This is a genomic window from Actinoplanes sp. NPDC051343, from assembly GCF_044455125.1.
Taxonomy (GTDB): Bacteria; Actinomycetota; Actinomycetes; order Mycobacteriales; family Micromonosporaceae; genus Actinoplanes.
Map to the genome: position 1 here is coordinate 86941 of NZ_JBITEL010000013.1, position 22184 is coordinate 109124.

A 22184-nucleotide genomic window follows, 5' to 3' on the forward strand; every position below is an offset into this window, starting at 1 on the left:
TTGGTGCCGTGAGCACGCCGGCCCCCTCCGCGTCGGTACGCCGCCCGGCGTACCGGCTGGTCCGCCGCGCCCTACCGGCGGCACCCGCGCTGCTCGGCGACCCGGTGCACGACTACGTGGCCGCACACCGCGACGGCCCGCTGCTGGTGGTCGGCGGCCCCGGCACCGGCAAGACGACGACGCTGGTCGAGGCGGTCGCGGCGCGCGTTGCCGAGGGCGTCGACCCCGAGCACATCCTGGTGCTGACCTTCGGCCGCCGGGGCGCGGCCGCCCTCCGCGACCGCATCGAGGCGCGCATCGCCGACGACCCCGGGCGCATCGTGCACGAGCCGCTGGTGCGCACCTTCCATGCGTACGCGTTCGGCCTCCTCCGCCGGGCCGCCGCCGAGCGGGGCGAACCGTCCCCCCGGCTGCTCACCGGCCCCGAACAAGACCTGATCATCCGCGAGCTGCTGTCGGTGGTCGGCGACGACGAGGCCCCCGACGAGATCGGCTGGCCCGAGTCGCTACGCGCCGCGATCCCCACCCGGGCCTTCGCCCAGCAGCTGCGCGACCTGATGCAGCGCGCGGCCGAGCGCGGCATCGGCCCGGTCGAACTGGCCCGCCTCGGCGAGCGCCTGGGCCGCGACGACTGGCCGGCGGCCGCCCGCTTCCTGCGGCAATACGTGGCCGTCCTCGCCCTGCGCGACGTGACCACCCGCGGCTCCGCGGCCTACGACCCGGCCGAACTGGTGCGGGCCGCGTCCGGCCTGCTCGACGACGACCCCGACCTGCTCGCGGCCGAGCGGCGCCGGCTCAAGTTCGTCTACGTCGACGAACTCGCCGACACCGACCCGGCCCAGATCGAACTGCTGCACCTGGTCGCCGGCGGCGGCAAGCCACTGGTCGCCTTCGGCGACCCCGATTCCTCGGTCTACGGCTTCCGGGGCGCCGACCCCGGCGCGGTGGCCAACTTCCCGGCCAAATTCCGTACGCCGTCCGGAGCCATCGCCGAAACCATCACCCTGCACACCAACTACCGCGCCGCCGAGCCCTTGCTGGCCGCAACAAGCCGCGTAGCCCGCCGCATGCGCGGCCCGATGACCCACCGCCCGATGCACGTCCCACCCGCGCCCCCCACCAAAGCCACCCCACCCCGTGACGCAGATCCGAGCGTTGGTGCAGATCCCATCCGTGGCGCAGATCCGAGCGTTGGTGCAGATCCGGCCCGCGGCGCAGATCCGAGCGTTGGTTTGGACCCGGCCCGCGGCGCAGATCCGAGCGTTGGTTTGGACCCGGCCCGCGGCGCAGATCCGGGCATTGACGTAGATCTGAGCGACGCAGAACCGAGCGTTGGCGCAGCTTCGAGCGTTGGCGCGCACCAAGGCCCCGGCGCAGGTCCGAGCGTTGACGCAGATCCCGGCCTTGGCGCCGGTTCGAGTCCCGAGGCTGTTTCGCCGGCCGGCTCTCCAGGGTCCGCGGAGTCCCCGCGGCCGCCTGAGCCAGCCGGCTCTCCCCACGCGGGTGATCCAGCGCGGCCGGCTGAACCCGCGCGATCTCCACGTGACAGTGAATCGGGGCGGACGGCTGACGCCGCCCAATCCGCGTCGTCCGCCGAATCCGCGTCGTCTCCTGGTTCTGCGTCGTCTCCTGGTTCTGCGTCCTTCCCTGGCTTTGCGTCCTCTCCTGGGTCTGTTTCGTCTGCCGGGTCCGGGTCGTCGGCTGGGTCCGGAGAGTCGGTGCGGGCGGGCACCGGGTCGCGGGCCGGTGTGCGGGCGCCCGCTTCGGGAGACGCTGCTTCGGGGCCGGAAGCCGTCGTTCGGACATTCCGGACAACCGTGGGGGAGAGCGCGTTCGTGGCACATGCGCTGCGGGAGGCGCATCTGCTGCACGGGGTCCCCTGGTCGCGGATGGCGGTCATCCTGCGGTCGACCGCCCTTCAGCTGCCGTCGCTGCAGCGGGCGCTCGCCGCCTCCGGGGTGCCGACCGTGACCCACGCCGAAGATCTGCCGCTGCACCTGCAACCGGCGGTGGCGCCGTTCCTGCTAATCCTGCGGTGCGCGCTCGACCCTGAAGCGCTCGACGAGGAAGCCGCGGTCGCGCTGCTGCACTCGTCGCTGGGCGGGGCCGACCCGCTGGCCGAGCGGCGTCTCCGGCAGGGACTGCGGGCCCTTGCGCTGGCCGCCGGCGACCGCCGTCCGTCGGGTGAGCTGCTGGTCGACGCCGTGCGCGACCCGGCCGGGCTCGACATGGTCGAGCGGCGCTGGGCGATGCCGGCCCAGACGATCGCCCGGCTGATCACGACCGCGCGGGAAACCGCGGCGGAGCCCGGTGCTTCAGCCGAGGACGTGCTGTGGACGGTCTGGCGGGCCAGCGGGCTCGCCGACCGATGGTTCGGTCTGAGCACCCGCAGCGGTCCGGCTCCCGAAGATGCCGAGGCCAGCCGGGCCCGGCAGTGGCGGGCCGAGGCGGCCGACCGCGACCTCGACTCGATGGTGGTGCTGTTCGACGCGGCGGCCCGGTTCGTCGACCGGCTGCCCGGCGCGCGCACCGAGGTCTTCCTCGACCACGTGCTCGGCCAGGACCTGCCGGCCGACTCGATCGCACCGAGCGCCGACCGCGGCGAGGCCGTACGCCTGCTCACCGCCCACGCCGCCAAGGGCCTCGAGTGGGACGTGGTGGTGCTGGCCGGCGTCCAGGAGGGCATCTGGCCGGACCTGCGGTTGCGCGGCAGCCTGCTCGGCTCCGAACGCCTGCTCGACGTCCTCGCCGGCCGCGCCGCCACCGGCCCGGCCGCGGTGGTCGGTGAGACGTCGGCGCTGCTCGACGAGGAACGCCGCCTGTTCTACGTGGCCACGACCCGAGCCCGCCACAAACTGTTCGTCACCGCGGTCGCCTCGGCCGGCGTCGGCGGCGACGAGGGCGAAGAGCAGCCGAGCCGCTTCCTCACCGAACTCGCCCTGCCCGAGTCCGCCACCGGCTCCGCCCCCGAAGGCCCCGAACCCACCGACCCCGAAGACCCGGGCCCGGACGAGCCGCGGGGCCCGGACGAGCCGCCGGACCCGAACGACAACCCGGACCCGAACGACAACCCGGACCCGAACGACACCGGCCCCGATGACGCCCCGGACTCCGGCGGCCCGAGCGACGCCGCCCCGTCGGGTCAGAGCGCCCCGAGCGGTTCCGGCGCCGGCAGCCCAAGTAACCCGAGCGATTCCGGCGCGGTTAGCCCTGGCGGCCCGAGCGATGGCGGCGTACTCGAACCGAGCGGCCCCAGCGATTCGGAGGCTCTAGAGGGCATCCGCGGCTCGACCGACCGGATAAACCCCGATGAGTCCGACCCAGACCGGCCGCAATCGGTCCGTGACGCGTGGACCGATCCGGGCGCGGGCGTCGACGCGGCCGAGGACGACGAAGCGGGTGGGTCGGCGGATACGTCGGGGGAACCGGGGGAAGATGCCGGCGCGGCCGCCAAGCTCGATGCCGCACTCGAGCTTCCCGTCGGGCGGGCGCCCCGGGCGCTGACCCTGGCCGGCCTGGTCGCGGAGTTGCGTACGGTCGTCGTCGGCCGGGACCAGACTCCCGGTAGGCGGCTTGCCGCGGCCGCCCAGCTCGCCAAGCTGGCCGCGGCCGGCGTGCCCGGCGCGCATCCCGACGATTGGTGGGGTCTGCGGCCGCTCTCCGACGACCGGCCGCTCATCGACGAGGGGCAGCCGGTCAAGGTCACTCCGTCCTCGATGGAGAGTGCGATGCGCTGCAGCCTGCGCTGGCTGCTTGAACGGCATGGTGGGGCCGCCCCGGCCGGCCCGGCCCAGGGTGTCGGCAACCTTGTGCATGCTGCCGCGATGCTGGCCGAGGACGCCAACGTGGACCGGGAGAAGTTGGTCGAATATGTGAGCGCCCGGTTCGATTCGATCGAGCTGGCGGCCCGGTGGCTGGCCGGGCCGGAGAAGGAGCGGGCCCAGGCCATGGTCGACAAGTTGCTGCGGTGGCTGGCCGTGAATCCGCGCCGGCTGCTGGCGATCGAGCACGAGTTCACCGTGCTGCTCGAGGACGAGAAGCGGCCGGTGCAGCTTACCGGCCGGGTCGACCGGCTGGAGATCGACGACGAGGGGCGGCTGGTGGTGGTCGACCTCAAGACCGGTAAGACCACCGCGGTGGCCGCCGCCGAGTTGGAGGAGCACGCGCAGCTCGCCGGTTATCAGGCCGCGGTCGATGCAGGGGCGTTCGCCGACCACGGCCGGGAGAGTGGCGGCGCCTCGCTGGTGCAGCTCGGCCCGGGCAAGGACGCCCGCGAGCAGATGCAGCTGCCGCTGGCCGACGCGACCGACCCGACCTGGGCCCACGCGATGGTGAAACGTACCGCCGAGACGATGGCGGCTGCTACCTTCTCCGCCGTCGCCAACAGCCGGTGCCGGGTCTGTCCGGTCCGCACCAGCTGCCCGATCTCCGGAAAGGGCCGTCAGGTAGTCGAGCAGTGACCCAGCCCAGCCTTTTCGCCGACGAGCCGGCGACGATGAAGAAGAGAGCCGACTCCGGGCCGCGGTACACGCCCCGGGAGCTGGCCCGTCTGCTGCGCCTGCATCCGCCTACCCCGGAGCAGATCGCGATCATCGCCGCTCCGGTCGAGCCGCTGCTGGTGGTGGCGGGGGCCGGTTCCGGCAAGACCGACACGATGGCCTCGCGGGTGGTCTGGCTGGTCGCCAACGGCTACGCCCGGCCGGACGAGATCCTCGGGCTGACCTTCACGCGGAAGGCCGCGGGTGAGCTTGCCCATCGCGTACGCACGCGGCTCGGGCAGTTGGTGAGGAGGCTGGGCCGCGACGACGCGTTCGCCGGTGAGGCCACCATTTCGACCTATCACTCCTATGCGGCGCGGGTGGTCACCGAGCACGGCCTGCGCGGCGGTTTCGAGCCGTCGGCCCGGCTGCTGACCGAGGCCGCGCGCTGGCAGATCGTCGACTCGTTGGTCCGGGCGTACACCGGGGAGATGACCGGCCTCAACCGTGCCCCGGGCACGGTGACCGACGATGTGCTGGCGCTCGCGGCCGAGCTGGCCGAGCATCTGGTCGATCCGGACGATCTGGCCGCCTGGACGGGCCGGTTCTTCGCCGAGGTCACCGAGCGGCCGGGCCGGGTCTACAAGGACGTGACCGACATGCTGGCCCGCCAGCGCAACCGGCTCACCCTGCTGCCCCTGGTGCGGCTTTACGAGAAGCGCAAACTCGACCTGGAGGCGATGGATTTCGGCGACCAGATGTCGCGTGCGGCGCGGGTCGCGCGGGACCATCCCGAGGTCGGCGAGATCGAGCGCGGCCGCTTTCGCATCGTGCTGCTCGACGAATACCAGGACACCAGCCATGCGCAGGTCACGATGCTGAACGCGTTGTTCGGCGGCGGCCATCCGGTGACCGCGGTCGGCGACCCGTGCCAGTCGATCTACGGGTGGCGCGGGGCGTCGGCGGGCACGCTCGACCGTTTCCCGTCCGAGTTCACCGGGCCGGCCGGCACCGACGCGTGGGTGCTCAATCTGACCAGGAGCTGGCGTAACCGGCCCGAGATCCTGCGGGTCGCCAACGAACTGTCGCGTCCGCTGCGGCAGGCCGGTGCCCGGGTCGCCGAGCTGGTTCCGGCCAGCCGGGTCGCGGGCAGTGTCGGCGGTCGCACGGTCGCCTGCGCGTTGCTGCCGACGTTCGCCGACGAGGCCGACTGGATCGGCGACTCGATGCTCACGGCGTGGCGGATCGCGGCCGGGCTGCGGGAGGCGCTGCCCGAGGAGATCCCGGTCGAGAAGCGGCCGACCAGCGCGATTCTGGTGCGCGTGCGCAGCCAGATCCCGGCGATCGAGGCGGCGTTGCGCGCCCGTGGTCTTCCGGTCGAGGTGGTCGGCCTGGGCGGCCTCCTGGACACCCCGGAGGTACGCGACGTGGTGTGCACGCTGCGCGTCCTCGCCGACCCGACCGACGGGGCGTCGCTGTTGCGCCTGCTGACCGGCGCCCGCTGGCGGATCGGCCCGCGTGACCTGGTCGCTCTGCACCGCCGGGCCCGCGGCATCGCCTCCGCGCGGGCGGCGGTGGTCGACCGGAACGAGCCCGAGCAGATCGTGGCGGACCGGCTCGACGACGCCACCCTGGTTGAGGCGATGGCCGACCTCGGGGTTCCTCAGCAGTACTCGGCCGAGGGCTATGCGCGCCTCCGGGCGTACTCCCGTGAGCTGAGTGCCCTGAGGCAGCGCCTCGACCAACCGCTTCCCGATCTGGTCGCCGACATCGAGCGCACCGTGGGCCTGGACGTGGAGGTGGCCGTCCGCGGCTGGCACGCGGGCGATGCCGGCCTGGCCCGCGGCCACCTGGACGCGCTCGGCGACGTGGCCGCCCGCTATGCGGGCGAGACCGAGGGCGGCACGCTCGCCGGTTTCCTGGCTTTCCTGGCCGCGGCCGAGGAGGAGGAGCGCGGCCTCGAACCGGGCCAGGTCGACGTGGTCGAGGGCGCGGTGCAGATCCTGACCGCGCACGCCGCCAAGGGCCTGGAGTGGGATGTGGTCGCGGTGGCCGGGTTGAGCATCGGCGTCTGGCCGGGCCTGGTCCGCAACTCCGACCACTACCTGATGGGTCTGGGGGTGCTGCCGTTCCCGTTGCGCGGCGACTCGGCGGGGCTGCCGGTGCTCGACCTGTCGGCGGCGCATGACCAGAAGGATGTGCTGGCCGCGCTCAACACGTTCAGCCGCGACTGGCGGGAGTACGACGAGCGCGAGGAGCGCCGGCTGGCTTACGTGGCGGTCACCCGGCCGCGGCGGCTGCTGCTCTGCTCCGGCTATTGGTGGGGCGACGGGGTGAAGCGGCCGCGCGGCCCTTCGGTGTTCCTGGAGGAGGTCCGTGCCGCCTGCGACGAGGGCGCCGGAGTGGTCGACGTGTGGACGCCCGAGCCGGCGCCCGGGTCGGCCAACCCGTCGGCCGAGGTGGTGGCGTCGGCCGAGTGGCCGCAGGACCCCCTGGGCGTGCGCCGTCCGGCGATGGCGGCCGCCGCCGACCTGATCCGCCGGATGATCGCCCAGCCGACGCCGGATGCGGCCGCGGCCTTCGCCGACCTGATCGAGCAGGAGCCCGAGGTGGCCGCCCGGGCCGGTCTCGCCGCCGAGCTGGCCGGTCTCGGTGCCAGCGACGACCCGGACGCCGAGCGCTGGCGGAAGGAGGCCGATCTGCTGCTGGCCGAGCGTGAGGAGCGGGCCCGGCGGGATGGCCCGCTGGAGGTTGCGCTGCCCGGGCACCTGTCGGTCTCCCAGCTGGTGGTGCTGCGCCGCGATCCGCAGGCGCTGGCCCGCTCGCTGCGGCGCCCGTTGCCGCAGCGTCCCACCCCGCATGCCCGCCGGGGCACCGCTTTCCACGCCTGGCTGGAACAGCGGTTCGGCTCGGCCCGGCTGATCGACGTCGACGAGCTGCCCGGCGCGGCCGACGAGGGCGCGGCCGGCGACGAGGAGCTGGCGGCCCTTCAGGAGGCGTTCCTGACCGGCGAGTGGGCCGATCGGACGCCGGTCGAGGTCGAGGTGCCGTTCGCGACGACGATCGGCGGGGTGGTCGTGCGCGGCCGGATGGATGCCGTCTTCACCGAGCCGGGCAACCGCTACGACGTGATCGACTGGAAGACCGGGCGGCGGCCGGCCGGGCTGGACGCGGAGGCGGCCGCGGTGCAGCTGGCCGCCTATCGCATCGCCTGGGCGGCCCTGGCCGGGGTGCCGGTCAACCGGGTCCGGGCGGGTTTCCACTACGTGCGGGAGCAGGTGACCGTGCGCCCGGTCGACCTGCTCGACGCCGCCGAGCTCACGGCGATGGTGGAGCAGATTCCTCCGGCGTGACCCCGGCCGCGGCCAGCAGGTGCAGCAGGGCCGCCGCGTACGCCTCCTCGGCCGTCTCCCCGTCGAAGGTCCGGCTTTCGCCGAGCAGTTCGACGACCACGGCGTACGCGGAAGCCTGGCGCCGCAGCGCCTGGAACGTACCCCCGAGCAGCTCCCGCAGCTGATCTTCGCGGGGCAGCCAGAGGGTCTCGTCGAGCTCCACGTCGTCGAGGGCCCACTCCGTGGTGCCGTTGAAACCGATCACCGGTCCCTCGGGCATCGTGTGGACCTCAATGGTCATGTTGCTCAGCACGAACACCTCGTCATCGAGGTCCCGATCGGGGATCGCAAAGCGGTCCCCGGGCCCCGGTTTCCAGGCCAGTCCGGCCTGTTTGAGCTGCCAAGCAAGTTGCACGCCGATCACTGGCAAGCCTCCCTCAACGTGCTACGCTCCCGAGCGTTGTCAGTTTGGTTCCCAAGTACTTAGGAGCGCCTGTGGGGAATTCTGCCCCAGGCGCTCTTTGTCGTAACCCGGGTTCCTCCGGTACGGGCGATCAGTACGGCGACACGAGACCGCGAATTGCGGCTCTTACTATCTCGTTCCCGTCCATAATGGCCGGGAACGATCGACCGTCGAGGAGACGAGCATGGTTACCGGCGTTGTGAAGTGGTTCAACGCGGACAAGGGCTTCGGGTTCATCACCCCCGACGACGGCGGCGCCGACGTCTTCGCCCACTTCTCCGCGATCCAGATGTCGGGCTACCGCAGCCTGGAGGAGAACCAGCGGGTCGAGTTCGAGGTGACCCAGGGCCAGAAGGGCCCGCAGGCCGCGAACATCCGCGCTATCTGAAGTGACTGGTGACCGGCTCCGTGTCCTCGGGGACGGAGCCGGTTTCCACGTGATTCACAACGCGGCGGCGGCCTCGGGCAGCGGCGCCGTACCGCCCAGATGGGCGGGGAGCCACCAGCGGTCCTCGGGACCGGCGGGCTTGTCCGGGTACGCGCGTTGCACCGCATCCAGGAGCCCTTGAATCCGTTCACGCAGCGTGGCCGAGATCGCGTCGGGCGAGACCCCCTTGGGCATCTCGACCGCCTCGCCGATCTTGATGAGCACCGGCACGTGACGTTTGGTCAGTTCTTTCGGGTGCCCCTTGGTCCAGAGCCGGTGCGGGCCCCAGACGGCCATCGGGATGAGCGGCACCTTCGCCGAGCGGGCGAGGCGGACCGCGCCCGACTTGATCTCCTTGACGGTGAACGATTCGCTGATCGTCGCCTCCGGGAAGACGCCGACCACCTCGCCACCCTTGAGCGCGGCCGCAGCCTGCCGGAACGAGGCGGCCCCGTTGTCCCGGTCGACGCTGATGTGCCGCATGCCGCGCATGAGCGGCCCGCTGATCTTGTTGTCGAAGACCGCCTGCTTGGCCATGAACCGGACCAGGCGCTTGGCGGGCTGGGCACCGAATCCGCAGAAGATGAAGTCGAGGTAGCTGGAGTGGTTGCTGGCCAGCACCGCCCCGCCGGTCGGCGGAATGTGCTCGGCGCCATCCACGTGGACCTTCAGGTCGAGCACCCGGAACATCGTCTTGGCGAAGGCAATGACCGGGGGATAAACGAGTTCCATGGAGTGACGGTAGCGGAACGCCCTGAACAGGGCCTGAAACGGGTGCAACCGACTGGCCGGTAGCGGCGTCTTACCTTTTGACGATTCTTTTCCGCTCGAAAGGCAGGCATACCGGCCATGCGGAGCACGCCCGCCAGCAGGGAGCTCGGTTTCGTTCTCGCCGTCGCCCTGACCGGCGTCGCGCTCGTCCTCGCGGTCGCCTTCATGCCGTGGTACTCGGCGTCGGGCGACGCCGCCGCGGCTACGGTCGACGTACCGGCGGCCACCGCCACGCCCGTGCTGTGAGGCGATAGCACCCTCGGTGGTGTTCACTGGGATTCATGACCGAGCCGACCCAGCAGACGTTCGCCTGGCAGCGGCCGGGCGGGACGTGGGGTTCCGGCACGGTCACCGCGGGTGGCGTGCCCCCGCTGGCCCCGCCGCCCCCGCCGGCACCGCCCGCACCGCCGCCGGACGGCCCGGCCCGGCGCCGCAGGCAGATGCTGATCTTCGGCTGGCTGGCCGGCGGCATCCTCGCGCTCGGGCTGACGATCGTGCTGATCGTGGCCCTGTCGAGCGACGGTGCGCCGTTCCGCAGCCGGGCCGAGGCCCCGAAGGACGTTCGCCCGCCGCTCGCTCAGGCCTGCCCGGCGCCGACCGGTTCGGCCGCTCCGGCGCCGAGCGCGCCGTCGCTGCCGCCGGTGACCGGTCCGCGCACGGTCGACCAGGCCGCCGGCATCTCCTACCAGGCGTACGGGGCGCCCTGGGTGCCGTGGACCGAGGAGTGGAACGCCGGGTCGCTCAAGGTGCCCTACCGGGTCGGCCAGCACTTCGTGACCGAGGTGTACAGCGGCGGCACCTACCACGCGTCGATTCTGTCGGCCGCGGTACCGGCCGCCGACAACGATGCGGTGACGCTCGACCTGTCCTGCGTGGGCCGGCAGGTGGCGGCCGACGTGCGGGCGTCCTACTACCCGCAGCCCAACACCTTCGACGAGCTCCGCGACGGCCTGACCACGCTCGGCGGCCGGCCGGCCTATGTGAACGAGTTCCGGCTGCACTTCCACGCCGACGGGCTGACCGCCACCTCGGAACTCTCCGCGGTGGCGGTCATCGACGTCGGCAAGCCGACCGCCGCCGTCCTGTACGTCTCCATCCCCGGCACCCACCAGCAGTGGGACCACGCGGTGGAGGACGTCCTCGATTCGGTCAGGCCTTTGTGATCAGACCCCAGCGCCTGCGCAGCGACGTGTCGGCCCAGTTGAAGAGCATGTCGATCAGGATGCCGAGGACCAGCACCACGATGATGTAACTGATCACCAGGGTGGAGTCGAAGAGGTCCTGGGCGTTCTGGATCCGGACGCCGATCGAGACCGTGCCGGGCACGATGACCAGCAACTCGCCGGCCATCAGGCTGCGCCACGAGAACGCCCAGCCCTGCTTGAGCCCGGAGACGAACGAGGGCAGCGAAGCCGGCAGCACCAGGTGGCGGTACTTCGCCCAGCCGCGCATGCCCATCACCTGACCGACCCGCAGCCACGTGCGCGGGATGTAGTCGATGCCGCCGATCAGGCCGTTGGCCACCGACGGGGCGGCGCCCAGGATCACCACGAAGTAGATCGCCCGCTCGTCGAGCTGGAAGAGCAGGATGGCGAGCGGGAACCAGAGCACCGACGGCATCGTCTGCAGGCCGGTGATCAGCGAACCGATCGCCGAGCGCAGCGGGGCGAACGTGGCGACCAGCGAGCCGAGCACCGTGCCGATCACCACGGCCAGGGCGAAGCCGAAGACCGCCCGGGTCATGGTGAGGCGGATGCCGTCCCAGAAGTCGGCCGTCTTGACCAGGCCGCCCAGGTCCCTGAAGACGGGGCCGGGGCCGGGCAGGATGTACGACGGCTTCCAGCCGGAGAGCGCGATCAGCTCCCACACGAGCAGCACGATGGCGATGGCCAGCAGCTTGGGCCAGGCGCTCGCCCAGATGCGCCGGCCGCGGCCGCCCTTGGCCGGCGGCGGGCCGAGCTCGAGCTGGTCGAGCCCGTCGACCTCGTTCGCGTTCGACACCGGGGCCGGCGGTGAGGCGGGGTCGAGGATGCCGTCCAGAGCGGCCCGGGTGGCCGGGAGTTCAGTTGGCATGGCGGGCGACCTCCGCGCGGAGACGGTCGGTGATCTCGGCGGCCTGGCCGGACACCTCGGGGGAGTCGATGCGCCGCGGCCGCGGGTGCTTGACGTCGAAGTCCTCGATGACCCGGCCGGGCCGGCTGCTGAGCAGGATCACCCGGTCGCCCAGCCGCACCGCCTCGCGCACGTTGTGGGTCACGAAGAGCACGGTCAGCTCCCGCTCCCGCCAGATCCGCTCGAGCTCGTCGTGCAGGATGTCGCGGGTCATCGCGTCCAGGGCGCCGAACGGCTCGTCCATGAGCAGCACGTCGGCGTCCTGGGCGAGCGCCCGGGCCAGCGCGACCCGCTGACGCATGCCGCCCGAGAGCTCGTGCGGCCGCTTGTCGGCGACGCCGCCCAGGCGTACGAGATCAAGCAGTTCCGACGCCAGCCGCCGGCGTTCCGCCGGGCCCGCCCCGCGTAGCTTCATCGGCAGTTCGACGTTGCCGGCCACCGAGAGCCACGGGAACAGCGCGGCCTCTTGGAACATCATGGAGACGAGTGCAGGGCCCGGGGCCTCCCGGTGCCGGCCGCCGATGTCCAGGGCGCCGCCGCTGATCTCGTCGAGCCCGGCGACCAGCGAGAGCAGGGTGCTCTTGCCGCAGCCGGACGCGCCGAGCAGGCAGACGAACTCGCCCTGCCGCACGCTCAGCGAGACGCCGTCCAGGGCGAGCGTCGAACCGGCGCCGGTGCCGTAGCGCTTGGAGACGCTTGCCAGCCGGACTACGTCCACGCCTTCGCGGTCCTCGACGATGGTCATGACGCGGGAGCCGCGTCGCTCACCGCCGGCTTGCCGCCCGCGGCGAGGAGGCTGTTCAGCGGGCCGAGGTCGTAGATGCCCTTGAGGTCGACCGACTTGAGCAGGCCGACCGCCTCGGCGTGCTGGGCGCCGGTGTAGAGCGACGCCGCGACCGGGTCGTTGGTGAAGGACATGTCGCCGAAGGCGGCCGTCAGCACGTTGTCCTTGAGCGGCTTGCCGGAGAGCGAGGCGAGCTGGGCGTTGGCCGCGGCCTGGGCGTCGGCCTTGTTGCCCGCGATGTAGTCGATCGATTTGAGCTGACCCTGTAGCAGCTTCTTTACCGTGTCCGGGTACTTCTTCAGGAAGGTCTGGGTGACGACCAGCTGGGTGGTGACGAACTGGCCCTGCGGCCACAGCGTCTTCTCGTCGACCAGCAGCTTGCCCTTGGACTGCAGTACGAGCTGGCTCAGGTAGGGCTCCGGAACCCAGGCGCCGGCGAGGCTGCCCTGTGCGAAGCCCTGCAGGATGGCCGAGTTGGCCTGCGGCGTGATCGAGACGTCGCCGCCGCCTTCGGTGTTGGTGGTCAGCCCCTGGTCCTTGAGCCACGCGCGCAGCGCCACGTCCTGGGTGTTGCCGAGCTGCGGGGTGGCGACCTTCTTGCCCTTGAGGTCCTGCACGCCGGTGACGGTCGGCTGGACGACCAGACCGGCGCCGCCCGAGGTGCTGCCGGCGATGATCTTCAGGCCTTGGCCGTGGGTCTGCGCCCAGCCGTTGATGGCCGGGTTGGGACCGATGTACGTCGCGTCGATCGCGCCGGAGAGCAGCGCCGTGAGCGCGTCACCGCCGGCGTTGAAGGTCTTGGTCTCGAGCTTGGTGCTGCCCAGCGCGTCCTGGTAGAAGCCCTTGTTGACGCCGACCAGGGCCGGCGCGTGGGTGATGTTGGGGAAGTAGCCGAGCCGGATGGTCGAGGCGTCGCCGCTGGCCGACGCCTTGTCGTCGTCCTTGCCGCAGGCGGCGAGGGCGGTCGTGGCGACCAGTGCGGCGGCGGCAAGGGCGAGCGCGCGTATGCGGCGGGAGCTCATGCTCTCTCTCCTAGTTCTAGGGCGGCCAGGGTGGTGTGGTCGACGACGCCCTCGATGGCCTCCTCGACCGCGAGCCACACGTCACGCAGGCCGGTCGCGGCCCCGTGATAGCTCGTGGTGGTGATGGGCAGCCCGCGCACGGTGGTCAGCGCCCCGCCGACCGCCCGCACCACGTCGCCCACCGTGATCTCACTGGCCGGACGGGCCAGGACGTATCCGCCGTCGACGCCCCGGTGGCTGTGCAGCAGCCCGACGCGCCGCAGATCGAGCAGGATGCCCTGCAGGAAGCTGAGCGGGATCTCCTGGGCGGCGGCCAGTTCGGCTGCCTTGACGAGGCGCGGCCGCGCGCCGTCCTGATCGCTGTGCTGGTTGTGGCAGGCAGCGACGGCCAGCATGGCCCGGACCGCGTAGTCGGTGCGCGCGGAGACGTACACGAATCCCGGCCCCCTTTCCGCCCGAGGCGATCAAACCCTGCCTTGTCTACCTGTTGGATGGGAATACTGGATGATGTGGGGTTTGAGAGTCAAGGCCCATCCGGATGGCGGGACGCGCCGGCGGCCCCACGGCGCGCTAGTGTCAGCCTGTGGCGCGCACAATCAAGATCCCCGCGACGAAGTACCCGGTCGAGCGGTTCACCCTGGACAACGGCCTCCGAGTGGTCCTGACTCCCGATCGCAGCGCGCCGGTGGTCGGCGTCGCCGTGGTCTACGACGTCGGCATCCGCTCCGAGCCGCAGGGCCGCACCGGCTTCGCCCACCTCTTCGAGCACCTGATGTTCCAGGGCTCGGAAAACCTGGAGAAGCTGGCGCACTTCCGGCACGTGCAGGGCGCGGGCGGCACCTTCAACGGCTCGACCCACCTCGACTACACCGACTACTTCGAGGTGCTGCCGTCCGGCGCCCTCGAGCGCGCGCTCTTCCTCGAGGCCGACCGCATGCGCGGCCCCCGCCTCACCGAGGAAAACCTGCGCAACCAGGTCGACGTGGTCAAGGAGGAGATCCGGGTCAACGTCCTCAACCGGCCGTACGGCGGGTTCCCCTGGCTGAAGCTGCCCCCGGTGATGTTCGAGACGTTCCCCAACGCGCACGACGGCTACGGCTCGTTCGAAGACCTCGAGAGCGCGACCGTGCAGGACGCGCAGGACTTCTTCGACCACTACTACGCTTGCGGCAACGCGACGCTGGCGGTGGCGGGCGACTTCGACGTCGCCACGGCCACCGAGATGATCAGGCGGCACTTCGCCGACGTGCCGGCCCGGCCGGCGCCCGAGCGCCCGGACTTCGACGAGCCCGCCCTGACCGCCGAGCGCCGCGAGGTCTACACCGACCGCCTCGCGCCGCTGCCCGCGGTGGCCGGCGGCTGGCGGGTGCCCGACCCGATCGGCGACTTCGCCGCCTTCCTGCCCTACGTGGTGCTGGCCGAGGTGCTCACCGACGGCGACGCGTCCCGTCTGGTCGAGCGCCTGGTGCAGCGCGACCGCACGGTCACCAGCATCGGCGGTTACATCGGCTTCATGGGCGACGAGTTCCAGGTGCGCAACCCGACCGCGCTGCTCCTGCAGGCCCACATGCCGCCCGGCGGCGACGCCGACAAGGTGCTGCGCACCATCGACGAGGAACTCGACCGGTTGGCCACCGACGGTCTGACCGCCGGCGAGCTCGAGCGCACCCAGGCGCGCATCGCCACCCACCTGCTGCGGGACACCGACGCGGTGCTTGGCCGGGCGCTGCCGATGGCCGTGCTCGAGCTGCAGCGCGGCCGTCCCGAGCTGCTCAACGAACTGCCCAAGCTGATCGGTGAGGTGACCGGGCCGCAGATCACCGCCGCGGCGGCCGCCCTGCGCCCGGAGACCCGCGCCACCGTCGAGGTCGTCGGAGGAGCTGCCGCATGAAAACCCTGCCCGACCTGATCCCCGACGCCAAGCTCAAGCTGCCCAGAGAGGCCGAGCGCACGCTGCCCGGCGGGCTGACCGTGATCGCCATCCGGCGCCCGGCGGTGCCACTGGTCGAGCTGCGCCTGCGGGTGCCGTTCGGCCGCGCCCCGCTACCCCGGGCCACCCTGCTGTCCCAGGCGCTGTTCACCGGCACCGGCACCATGTCGAGCGTGCAGATCGCGGCCGAACTGCAGGCGGTCGGCGGCGGCCTCTCGGCCGGGCTGGACCCCGACCAGCTGCTGGTCACCGGCAACGCGCTGTCCGGCGGCCTCGACCGGATGCTCGAGATCCTCGCTGCGGTGCTGACCGATCCGGCCTATCCCAACGAGGAGGTGGCGACCGAGCGCGACCGGCTGGTCGACCACATCCAGGTCGCCCAGAGCCAGCCCGCTCACCTGGCCCGTGAGGCCCTGCTCAAGCGCATGTACGGCCGGCACCCCTACGCGGTGCAGACCCCGGAGCCCGAGCAGGTCCGCGGCGTACGCCCGGGCCAGCTGCGCTCGCTGCACGCCGACCGGGTACGGCCCGACGGCTCGGTGCTGGTGCTGGTCGGCGACATCAACCCGGAGAAGGCGATCGACGCGGCCGCGAAGGCGCTCGGCAGCTGGACCGGCCCGGGCAGGGACGGCGACGTCCCGCACACCCCGGAGCTCGAGCCGGGCCCGCTGCTGCTGGTCGACCGGCCGGGTTCGGTGCAGTCCTCCCTGCGGATGGCGCTGCCCGCGGTGCCCCGCACCCACCCCGACTACGCGCCGCTCCAGCTGGCCAACCTCGTCTTCGGCGGCTACTTCTCGTCCCGCTGGGTGGAGAACATCCGCGAGGACAAGGGCTACACCTACGGCCCGCACTCCTCGATCGAGCACTTCCTGGCCGGCTCGGCTTTGCTGGTCGCGGCCGAGGTCGCGACCGAGGTGACCGGCCCGGCGCTGCTTGAGACCCGCTACGAGCTCGGCCGCCTCGCCAGCCTGCCGCCGGGCGAGGAAGAGCTCGAGCAGGCCCGGCGCTACGCCCTGGGCACGCTGCGGCTCGGCATGTCGACCCAGGCCGGTCTGGCCGCCCTGGCCAGCATGTACGCGAGTTTCGGCCTGCGCCTCGACCACCTGCGCGAGCACTCGGCGGCGCTGGCCGCGGCCACCCGCGATCAGGTCGCCGAGGCGGCGACGCACTACCTGGCCCCGTCCAAGGCGGTCACCGTGGTGCTGGGCGACGCGGAAAAGGTCGCGGGCCCGCTGGAGGCGCTGGTCACGGTGGAACGCGGCGAAGCGGAGTGAGCGAGGCCCCGCCGCCCCAGGACAGCCAGCAGCCCGACCTTAGTGAGCAGCCCGGCCTGCCCCCGCTCGCCCGCAGCGACCTCGACCGGTCGGCCCTGCGCCGCCGAGACGACGCCTGGCTGGCCAAGGCGTGGGACGAGGGCGTCGTGCTCGTGGTCGACCTGGCCAAGGGCGGCCGGGCGCTGGTCACCGACCGGGTCGACGGCAGCGCCGAGCTGGTGCTGGTGCCGTCGGCCGAGGCGCCGGCGGGCGACCACTGGTTCCTCGGGGTCGACCCGTCGGGTCTCGCCATGTGGACGATCGACGCGCCGCTGCCGTCGCTTGCGGGCACGCGGGCGGTCACGTTGCGAGACATCGGGCACCTGCTCGACGACCGTGACGCCGGGCTGTTCACGGCCGCCGCGGCGCTCGACAACTGGCACGCCAGCCACCGGTTCTCGCCGCGTACGGGATTGCCGACCGAGGCGATCGAGGCGGGCTGGGCCCGCCGCGACACCGAGGGCAACATGATGTGGCCCCGCACCGACCCGGCCATGATCGTGCTGGTGCACGACGGCGTGGCCGGTCCGGAGGGCCGGTGCCTGCTCGGGCACAACGCCGGCTGGCCGGTCGGCCCGGACGGCGTGCGCCGGTTCTCCTGCCTGGCCGGTTACGTCGAGCCCGGCGAGTCGGCCGAGGCGTCGGTGATCCGGGAGGTCGGCGAGGAGGTCGGCATCGCGCTGCGCTCGCTGCACTACGCGGGCAGCCAGGCCTGGCCCTACCCGGGCTCGCTGATGCTCGGCTTCCACGCCGTGGCCGATCGTGATCAGCCGTTCCGCCTCGACCCGGAGGAGATCGACGAGGCCCGGTGGTTCACCCGGAGTGACGTGGCCCAGATGATCGCGGGTGAATTCGTCGATCCGGAGACCGGCCGGCCGGCCAGCCTGCCGATGCGAGCTTCGATCGCCTTTTACCTGATTGAGCGCTGGTTGCGCGGTTTGCCCGCGTAGGTTGGCCTCGCCGGTCTAAGCGGAGAAGTTTTCTTCTTCTGAGGTAACCTTCCGGCGTTCTCAGACCGTCTCGAACTACAAAGACCGAGAGGTGGATTCGATGACGCAGGTGGAAGCGCCCACATGGACCTCCATGACGGACGAAGAGCGTGCCACGTTTGATCGGGATGGCATCCTCGTCGTTCCGGGCGTGCTCAGTGAGAGTGAGATCGAGGTCGGGCGCAACGCGATCCAGGCCGCTTACGAACGGGCTCAGGAGCCCGGTGGCCACGGCCTGAACGCGACGGGTGCCCTGCACCAGCTTTCCGCGGTGACCTCCGTCCCCGAGCTGGCCTACCTGATCGATCACCCCAAGGCGTTCAGCTACATCTGGTCCCTGCTGGGGTGGAACACGCACATCTACCACTCCCACGTGGACGTGCACCCGCAGATCCACGAGAAGCAGAAGGACTGGTGGCACTGGCACCAGGACGGTGGCCGGCAGAACCGGGAGATCGAGACCGACCCGCGCCCGATGTTCTCGGTCAAGCTGGCGTACTGGTTCTCCGACGTGAGCGAGACCGGCCGCGGCAACTTCACCGTGATCCCGGGCAGCCACAAGACCAACTGGCTCCCCGGCCCGCCGAGCCGTGGCGTTCCGTGGCCGACGCCCGAGGGCGCGACCCAGATCACCGCCAACGCGGGTGACCTGGTCGTCTTCGACCGGCGCATCTGGCACGCGCGCTCCGACAACTACTCGGAGATCACTCGCATGGGCGCGTTCTTCGGCTACACCTACCGGTGGATCGCCGGCCGCGACGACGTCGCGCACCTGCCGCAGGAAGCCTGGTTCGAAGGGCTCAACGACGTGCAGAAGCAGCTGCTCGGCCACTGCCCCAAGGGTGACGGCACCGGCGACCACGCCTGGGGCCACTACCCGGAGACCACGCCGCTCTACGGCGCGCTCAAGGAGCGGGGTCTGCTCGACTCCAGCATTCCGGCTCTGATCCCCTGAGACGGCGCATCCGGTTAGAGTCCGGATGTGGGTCAAACAGGGCAATTAGCGACAGCGGCGACCGCGGCGGGACGGCTTGTCCTCGAGGCACTCGAGAGCGGGCACCCGGCGCGGTCGCTGTCTCGTCTCAGCGACTCGCCGCGCGCCATCCGGCTGCTGCGGGAGCTGTTCATCGTCGCGGCACGCCGTACCTTCGTCGGGCGCGACCCGCGGGCGGTCACCGGATACGTCGACGACCTCCTGGCAGGCCAGTCGTTGCCGACCGGCGGTGAGGTCGCCCGCCAGGCCGAGGCGCTGATCCGGTCGGCGACCGGCGAGCCCGAGCTCGCGCACGGCATCCCGGACGTACGCCGCTTCGAGCTGATCTGCTACGCCGTCGGCGACCTGGCCCGGTCCGGCGGCGACCCGGTCGCGCTGGTCGACCACGCGGAGCGGCGGGTGGCCCGGTTCGACCGGCCGCGCAACCGCACGATCGGCCGGCGGTCGCTATGAGCAAGACCCGGCGCCGCCCGATCAACCAGGGCAAGCACGCCGATCCGGTGCGGATGCGACGGCCCAACGGCGGTCCGGCCGATCCAGGACCCCGGACAACCGAAAGGCCCGCCGAAGCGGGCCATCCGCCCTGGACGAACGCGGGCGACTATCTGCGGGCGGCGGCCGGCGACGAGGCGCCGGCCCGATTCGGTACGCCGTCCGGGCCGGTCGACGACTACGCCCGGCGGGTCTGGCACCACGCGTTCGGACTGGCCGTACGCCGCCGGTTCCAGCCCGGCAGCCCACTGGCCGAAATCAGTCGCACGGTCGCAACCGCGGTCCACGTGCACGAGGCGGCCGCCCTGCCCCTGATCGACGCCGAGATGCTGGTGCGGGCCGAGCTCGGCGAGACGGTCCCGGTCGGCGAACTCGACCCGGCCGTCCTGGTCGGCGTCCACGTGCTGTTTTTCGCCTCGCTCGCCGACGAGCTGGCTCTGGGCGACGGCGAGCTCGACGACCTCGTTACCGAGGCCGAGCGACTCGCCGCCGTCTGAGGGCCGGTTACGCCGCGATGGCGGCCAGGTGGTCCTTCACCTGAACGATGGACGGGTTGGTCAGGGCCGAGCCGTCGGAGAACTTCAGCGTGGGCACGGTCTGGTTGCCACCGTTGACACTCATCACGAACTCGGCCGCGGCCGGGTCCTGCTCGATGTCCACGACGTCGTAAGCGATGCCTTCCCGGTCGAGCTGCGACTTGAGGCGGTGGCAAAAGCCGCACCAGGACGTCGAGTACATGGTCAACATCGGTCGGGATCCCTTCGGACGGGTCACATGGCACTGCGCCTTCCCGCACAACGTCACACCCGGGTGTCATGATTCCCTACCGTGTTGAGTGATGCGGTGCTGGCGGGCCTGGACCCGGAACAGCGGACGGCGGTGACCGCGCCCGCGGGCCCGGTCTGCATCCTGGCCGGCGCGGGCACCGGCAAGACGCGGGCGATCACTCATCGCATCGCCTACCGCACGCTGACCGGCGAGGCGAGCCCCCGGCATTTCCTCGCCGTCACCTTCACCGCGCGGGCGGCGGCTGAGATGCGGGCCCGGCTCAGCGCGCTCGGCGCCTCCGGGGTGCAGGCCCGCACGTTCCACGCCGCGGCGCTGCGCCAGGTGCGCTACTTCGCGCCCCGGCTGCTCGAGGGCCGCGCGATGCCCGCACTGCTGGAGAGCAAGGCGCGCATGGTCAGCCTGGCCGCCGGCCGCGCCGGGGTGCGGGCCGACCGGACGGGCGCCCGCGACCTGGCGAGCGAGATCGAGTGGGCCAAGTCGTCGCTTGTCGAACCGGGCGAATACCCGGTCGCCGCGACCAAGGCGATGCGCGAGCCACCGTTCGAACCGGCCAAGGTGGCCGAGGTGTTCGCGGCCTACGAGACGCTGAAGCGCCGACAGGGCGTGATCGACTTCGAGGACATGCTGCGCGCCGCGGTCTGGGGCATCGAGGAGCACCCGGACGTCGCCGAGGAGATCCGTGCGCAGTACCGCCACTTCGTGGTCGACGAATACCAGGACGTCAACCCGCTCCAGCAGCGCCTGCTCGACGCCTGGCTGGGCGGCCGCGACGACCTGACCGTGGTCGGCGACGCCAGCCAGACGATCTACTCGTTCACCGGCGCCACGTCGGGCTACCTGATCGACTTCCCGCGCCAGCGCCGGGATGCGGTGGTGGTGCGGCTGGTCCGCGACTACCGCTCGACGCCGCAGGTGGTCGGCCTGGCCAACGCGGTGATCCGCCAGGCCCGCGGCAACGAGGCGCGGCTCCGGCTGGAACTCGTCGGCCAGCGCCCGGCGGGCGCCGAGCCCGAACTGAAGATCTTCCCGGACGAGACGGCCGAGGCGGCGGCGGTGGCGCGGCGCTGCCGCGACCTGATCGCGTCGGGCACGCCGGCGAGTGAGATCGCGGTGCTCTTCCGCATCAACGCGCAGTCCCAGGCGTACGAGGAGGCGCTCGCCGAGGCGCAGGTGCCGGCCGTGGTGCGCGGGGCCGAGCGGTTCTTCGAGCGCCCCGAGATCCGCCAGGCGATGATCGCGCTGCGCGCGGCCGTGCGTTCCACGCCCGGCGAGACCCCGCTGGTGGTCGCGGTGGTCGAGGCGCTCGCGGCGGTCGGCTGGTCGCGCGAGCAGCCGCCGGCCGGCGGCGCCGCCCGCGAGCAGTGGGAGGCCTTGGCGGCCCTGGTCGCGCTGGCCGAGGAGTACGCGAAGACGCCCGCTCTCGAGCCGATCGGTCAGGCGGGGGCCGTGCAGCGCGACGTCTCGCTGACGGCGTTCAACGACGAGCTGGCGCGCCGGGCCGAGCAGCAGCATGCCCCGACGGTCGAGGGTGTGACGCTGGCCTCCCTGCACTCGGCCAAGGGCCTCGAATGGGACGCCGTGTTCCTGGTCGGGCTCGCCGACGGGACCCTTCCCACGACGTACGCGAAAACCCCCGAGCAGCTGGAGGAGGAACGCCGCCTGTTGTACGTCGGGGTGACCCGGGCCCGGCAGTGGCTCTGGCTCTCCTACGGTCAGCTGCGGTCGTCGGGCGGCCGCGCCCGGCGGCCGTGCCGCTTCCTGCCTCAGCTCGAGCGCACGTCGTCCACCGAACGGGCGGGGGACCGCAGTCGGAAACCTGACCGTAAGCGGCCGCAGGTCTCGTTCTGCCGCGTCTGCGGGGCCACACTGCTGGCCGGCGCCGACCGCAAACTGGGCCGCTGCCCGACCTGTCCGTCCGACATGGACGAGGATCTCTACGAGCGTCTGCAGACCTGGCGGCAGCGCACCGCGGCCGAGCTCAAAGTCCCTGCCTACGTCGTCTTCACCGACGCGACGCTGGTGGCGCTGGCCGAGCGCCGCCCGAGCGGCCCGCCGGAGCTGCTGGCGATCGCCGGAATCGGCCCCCGCAAGCTCGGGCAGTACGGCGACGCGGTGTTCGCTCTGGTGGCGGGGGCGAGCCCAGATGATCTTGCTCCCGAGGGCGCTCAGAAAAAGTTTGAAAACTAGTCCGTAATTCGTTTGCCCTCGCTTGCGGGGCAGGAATAGCCTCAGGGCACACCTCGGCGAGCAGTCGCTTGTTGGGGTCAGGTAACCGGCCAATTGGCATT

At 71.9% G+C, this 22184-nt stretch carries 19 protein-coding genes; 12 read left to right on the top strand and 7 right to left on the bottom strand.

Annotation, left to right across the window (positions count from 1 at the left end; genetic code table 11):
- Positions 1-8 precede the first annotated feature (8 nt).
- Positions 9-4460, top strand: a complete 4452-nt coding sequence (locus ACIA5C_RS35860; RefSeq protein WP_396063080.1) for a UvrD-helicase domain-containing protein — start codon at positions 9-11, stop codon at positions 4458-4460.
- Complete coding sequence (locus ACIA5C_RS35865) at positions 4457-7831, top strand: ATP-dependent helicase (RefSeq protein WP_396063082.1); 3375 nt, start codon at positions 4457-4459, stop codon at positions 7829-7831. The genes ACIA5C_RS35860 and ACIA5C_RS35865 overlap by 4 nt, the downstream gene beginning before the upstream one ends.
- Here ACIA5C_RS35865 and ACIA5C_RS35870 read toward each other — a convergent pair.
- Entirely contained in the window at positions 7797-8234 is a 438-nt protein-coding gene (locus tag ACIA5C_RS35870) for a pilus assembly protein CpaE (protein ID WP_396063084.1), read from the bottom strand. The two genes, ACIA5C_RS35865 and ACIA5C_RS35870, sit on opposite strands and share 35 nt — an antisense overlap.
- A 223-nt stretch (positions 8235-8457) precedes the next feature.
- Between ACIA5C_RS35870 and ACIA5C_RS35875 the strand changes: the two genes are divergently transcribed.
- Positions 8458-8661 (top strand): cold-shock protein, encoded by a 204-nt coding sequence (locus ACIA5C_RS35875; RefSeq protein ID WP_203815374.1) that lies wholly within the window; start codon positions 8458-8460, stop codon positions 8659-8661.
- 54 nt (positions 8662-8715) lie between these two features.
- On the opposite strand, the gene ACIA5C_RS35880 is transcribed toward ACIA5C_RS35875, so the two are convergent.
- Positions 8716-9432, bottom strand: a complete 717-nt coding sequence (locus ACIA5C_RS35880) for a lysophospholipid acyltransferase family protein (RefSeq protein WP_396063086.1) — start codon at positions 9430-9432, stop codon at positions 8716-8718.
- A gap of 117 nt (positions 9433-9549) precedes the next feature.
- Between ACIA5C_RS35880 and ACIA5C_RS35885 the strand changes: the two genes are divergently transcribed.
- Positions 9550-9717, top strand: coding sequence for a hypothetical protein (locus ACIA5C_RS35885; protein ID WP_396063088.1), 168 nt, complete (start codon positions 9550-9552; stop codon positions 9715-9717).
- 35 nt (positions 9718-9752) lie between these two features.
- Positions 9753-10634: a hypothetical protein gene (locus ACIA5C_RS35890; RefSeq protein ID WP_396063090.1), complete on the top strand. Its 882-nt coding sequence runs from the start codon at positions 9753-9755 to the stop codon at positions 10632-10634.
- On the opposite strand, the gene ACIA5C_RS35895 is transcribed toward ACIA5C_RS35890, so the two are convergent.
- The 4 genes from ACIA5C_RS35895 to ACIA5C_RS35910 are packed head-to-tail and all read right to left on the bottom strand — an operon-like array spanning position 10621 to position 13823.
- The gene (locus ACIA5C_RS35895) at positions 10621-11544 is read right to left on the bottom strand and encodes an ABC transporter permease (RefSeq protein ID WP_396063092.1); all 924 of its coding nucleotides are present in this window, start codon (positions 11542-11544) and stop codon (positions 10621-10623) included. The two genes, ACIA5C_RS35890 and ACIA5C_RS35895, sit on opposite strands and share 14 nt — an antisense overlap.
- A complete protein-coding gene (locus ACIA5C_RS35900; protein WP_396063094.1) occupies positions 11534-12328 on the bottom strand; it encodes an ABC transporter ATP-binding protein in 795 nt (264 codons plus the stop codon). Before ACIA5C_RS35900 ends, ACIA5C_RS35895 begins: the two co-directional genes overlap by 11 nt.
- Positions 12325-13389: an ABC transporter substrate-binding protein gene (locus tag ACIA5C_RS35905; protein WP_396063096.1), complete on the bottom strand. Its 1065-nt coding sequence runs from the start codon at positions 13387-13389 to the stop codon at positions 12325-12327. Before ACIA5C_RS35905 ends, ACIA5C_RS35900 begins: the two co-directional genes overlap by 4 nt.
- The gene (locus ACIA5C_RS35910) at positions 13386-13823 is read right to left on the bottom strand and encodes an RrF2 family transcriptional regulator (protein ID WP_396063098.1); all 438 of its coding nucleotides are present in this window, start codon (positions 13821-13823) and stop codon (positions 13386-13388) included. Before ACIA5C_RS35910 ends, ACIA5C_RS35905 begins: the two co-directional genes overlap by 4 nt.
- Before the next feature lie 149 nt (positions 13824-13972).
- Between ACIA5C_RS35910 and ACIA5C_RS35915 the strand changes: the two genes are divergently transcribed.
- The 6 genes from ACIA5C_RS35915 to ACIA5C_RS35940 all read left to right on the top strand — a co-directional run bounded on the left by ACIA5C_RS35915 (position 13973) and on the right by ACIA5C_RS35940 (position 19604).
- Positions 13973-15280 (top strand): M16 family metallopeptidase, encoded by a 1308-nt coding sequence (locus ACIA5C_RS35915; protein ID WP_396063100.1) that lies wholly within the window; start codon positions 13973-13975, stop codon positions 15278-15280.
- Positions 15277-16593 carry a M16 family metallopeptidase gene (locus ACIA5C_RS35920; protein ID WP_396063102.1) on the top strand — a complete coding sequence of 439 codons (1317 nt, stop codon included), beginning with the start codon at positions 15277-15279 and terminating at the stop codon, positions 16591-16593. The genes ACIA5C_RS35915 and ACIA5C_RS35920 overlap by 4 nt, the downstream gene beginning before the upstream one ends.
- A gap of 56 nt (positions 16594-16649) precedes the next feature.
- Positions 16650-17582, top strand: coding sequence for an NAD(+) diphosphatase (nudC, locus tag ACIA5C_RS35925; protein ID WP_396063508.1), 933 nt, complete (start codon positions 16650-16652; stop codon positions 17580-17582).
- Between the two features lie 133 nt (positions 17583-17715).
- On the top strand, positions 17716-18576 hold the full coding sequence (locus tag ACIA5C_RS35930) for a phytanoyl-CoA dioxygenase family protein (RefSeq protein WP_396063104.1): 861 nt from the start codon (positions 17716-17718) through the stop codon (positions 18574-18576).
- A gap of 27 nt (positions 18577-18603) precedes the next feature.
- Entirely contained in the window at positions 18604-19068 is a 465-nt protein-coding gene (locus ACIA5C_RS35935) for a hypothetical protein (RefSeq protein WP_396063106.1), read from the top strand.
- The gene (locus tag ACIA5C_RS35940; protein ID WP_396063108.1) at positions 19065-19604 is read left to right on the top strand and encodes a hypothetical protein; all 540 of its coding nucleotides are present in this window, start codon (positions 19065-19067) and stop codon (positions 19602-19604) included. Before ACIA5C_RS35935 ends, ACIA5C_RS35940 begins: the two co-directional genes overlap by 4 nt.
- A 7-nt stretch (positions 19605-19611) precedes the next feature.
- Here ACIA5C_RS35940 and ACIA5C_RS35945 read toward each other — a convergent pair whose 3' ends face one another.
- Complete coding sequence (locus ACIA5C_RS35945) at positions 19612-19854, bottom strand: mycoredoxin (protein WP_396063110.1); 243 nt, start codon at positions 19852-19854, stop codon at positions 19612-19614.
- An 81-nt stretch (positions 19855-19935) separates the two neighbouring features.
- Between ACIA5C_RS35945 and ACIA5C_RS35950 the strand changes: the two genes are divergently transcribed.
- Entirely contained in the window at positions 19936-22083 is a 2148-nt protein-coding gene (locus ACIA5C_RS35950; protein WP_396063112.1) for an ATP-dependent DNA helicase UvrD2, read from the top strand.
- Positions 22084-22184 lie beyond the last annotated feature (101 nt).

Excerpts from the sequence above, each read along its gene's own strand:
- ACIA5C_RS35890 (WP_396063090.1), top strand. The coding sequence starts at position 9,753 with ATGACCGAGCCGACCCAGCAGACGTTCGCCTGGCAGCGGCCGGGCGGG.
- ACIA5C_RS35930 (WP_396063104.1), top strand. The coding sequence starts at position 17,716 with ATGACGGACGAAGAGCGTGCCACGTTTGATCGGGATGGCATCCTCGTC.
- ACIA5C_RS35905 (WP_396063096.1), bottom strand. The coding sequence starts at position 13,389 with ATGAGCTCCCGCCGCATACGCGCGCTCGCCCTTGCCGCCGCCGCACTG.
- ACIA5C_RS35940 (WP_396063108.1), top strand. The coding sequence starts at position 19,065 with ATGAGCAAGACCCGGCGCCGCCCGATCAACCAGGGCAAGCACGCCGAT.
- ACIA5C_RS35945 (WP_396063110.1), bottom strand. The coding sequence starts at position 19,854 with ATGTTGACCATGTACTCGACGTCCTGGTGCGGCTTTTGCCACCGCCTC.
- ACIA5C_RS35920 (WP_396063102.1), top strand. The coding sequence starts at position 15,277 with ATGAAAACCCTGCCCGACCTGATCCCCGACGCCAAGCTCAAGCTGCCC.
- ACIA5C_RS35875 (WP_203815374.1), top strand. The coding sequence starts at position 8,458 with ATGGTTACCGGCGTTGTGAAGTGGTTCAACGCGGACAAGGGCTTCGGG.
- ACIA5C_RS35880 (WP_396063086.1), bottom strand. The coding sequence starts at position 9,432 with ATGGAACTCGTTTATCCCCCGGTCATTGCCTTCGCCAAGACGATGTTC.
- ACIA5C_RS35900 (WP_396063094.1), bottom strand. The coding sequence starts at position 12,328 with ATGACCATCGTCGAGGACCGCGAAGGCGTGGACGTAGTCCGGCTGGCA.
- ACIA5C_RS35885 (WP_396063088.1), top strand. The coding sequence starts at position 9,550 with ATGCGGAGCACGCCCGCCAGCAGGGAGCTCGGTTTCGTTCTCGCCGTC.
- ACIA5C_RS35895 (WP_396063092.1), bottom strand. The coding sequence starts at position 11,544 with ATGCCAACTGAACTCCCGGCCACCCGGGCCGCTCTGGACGGCATCCTC.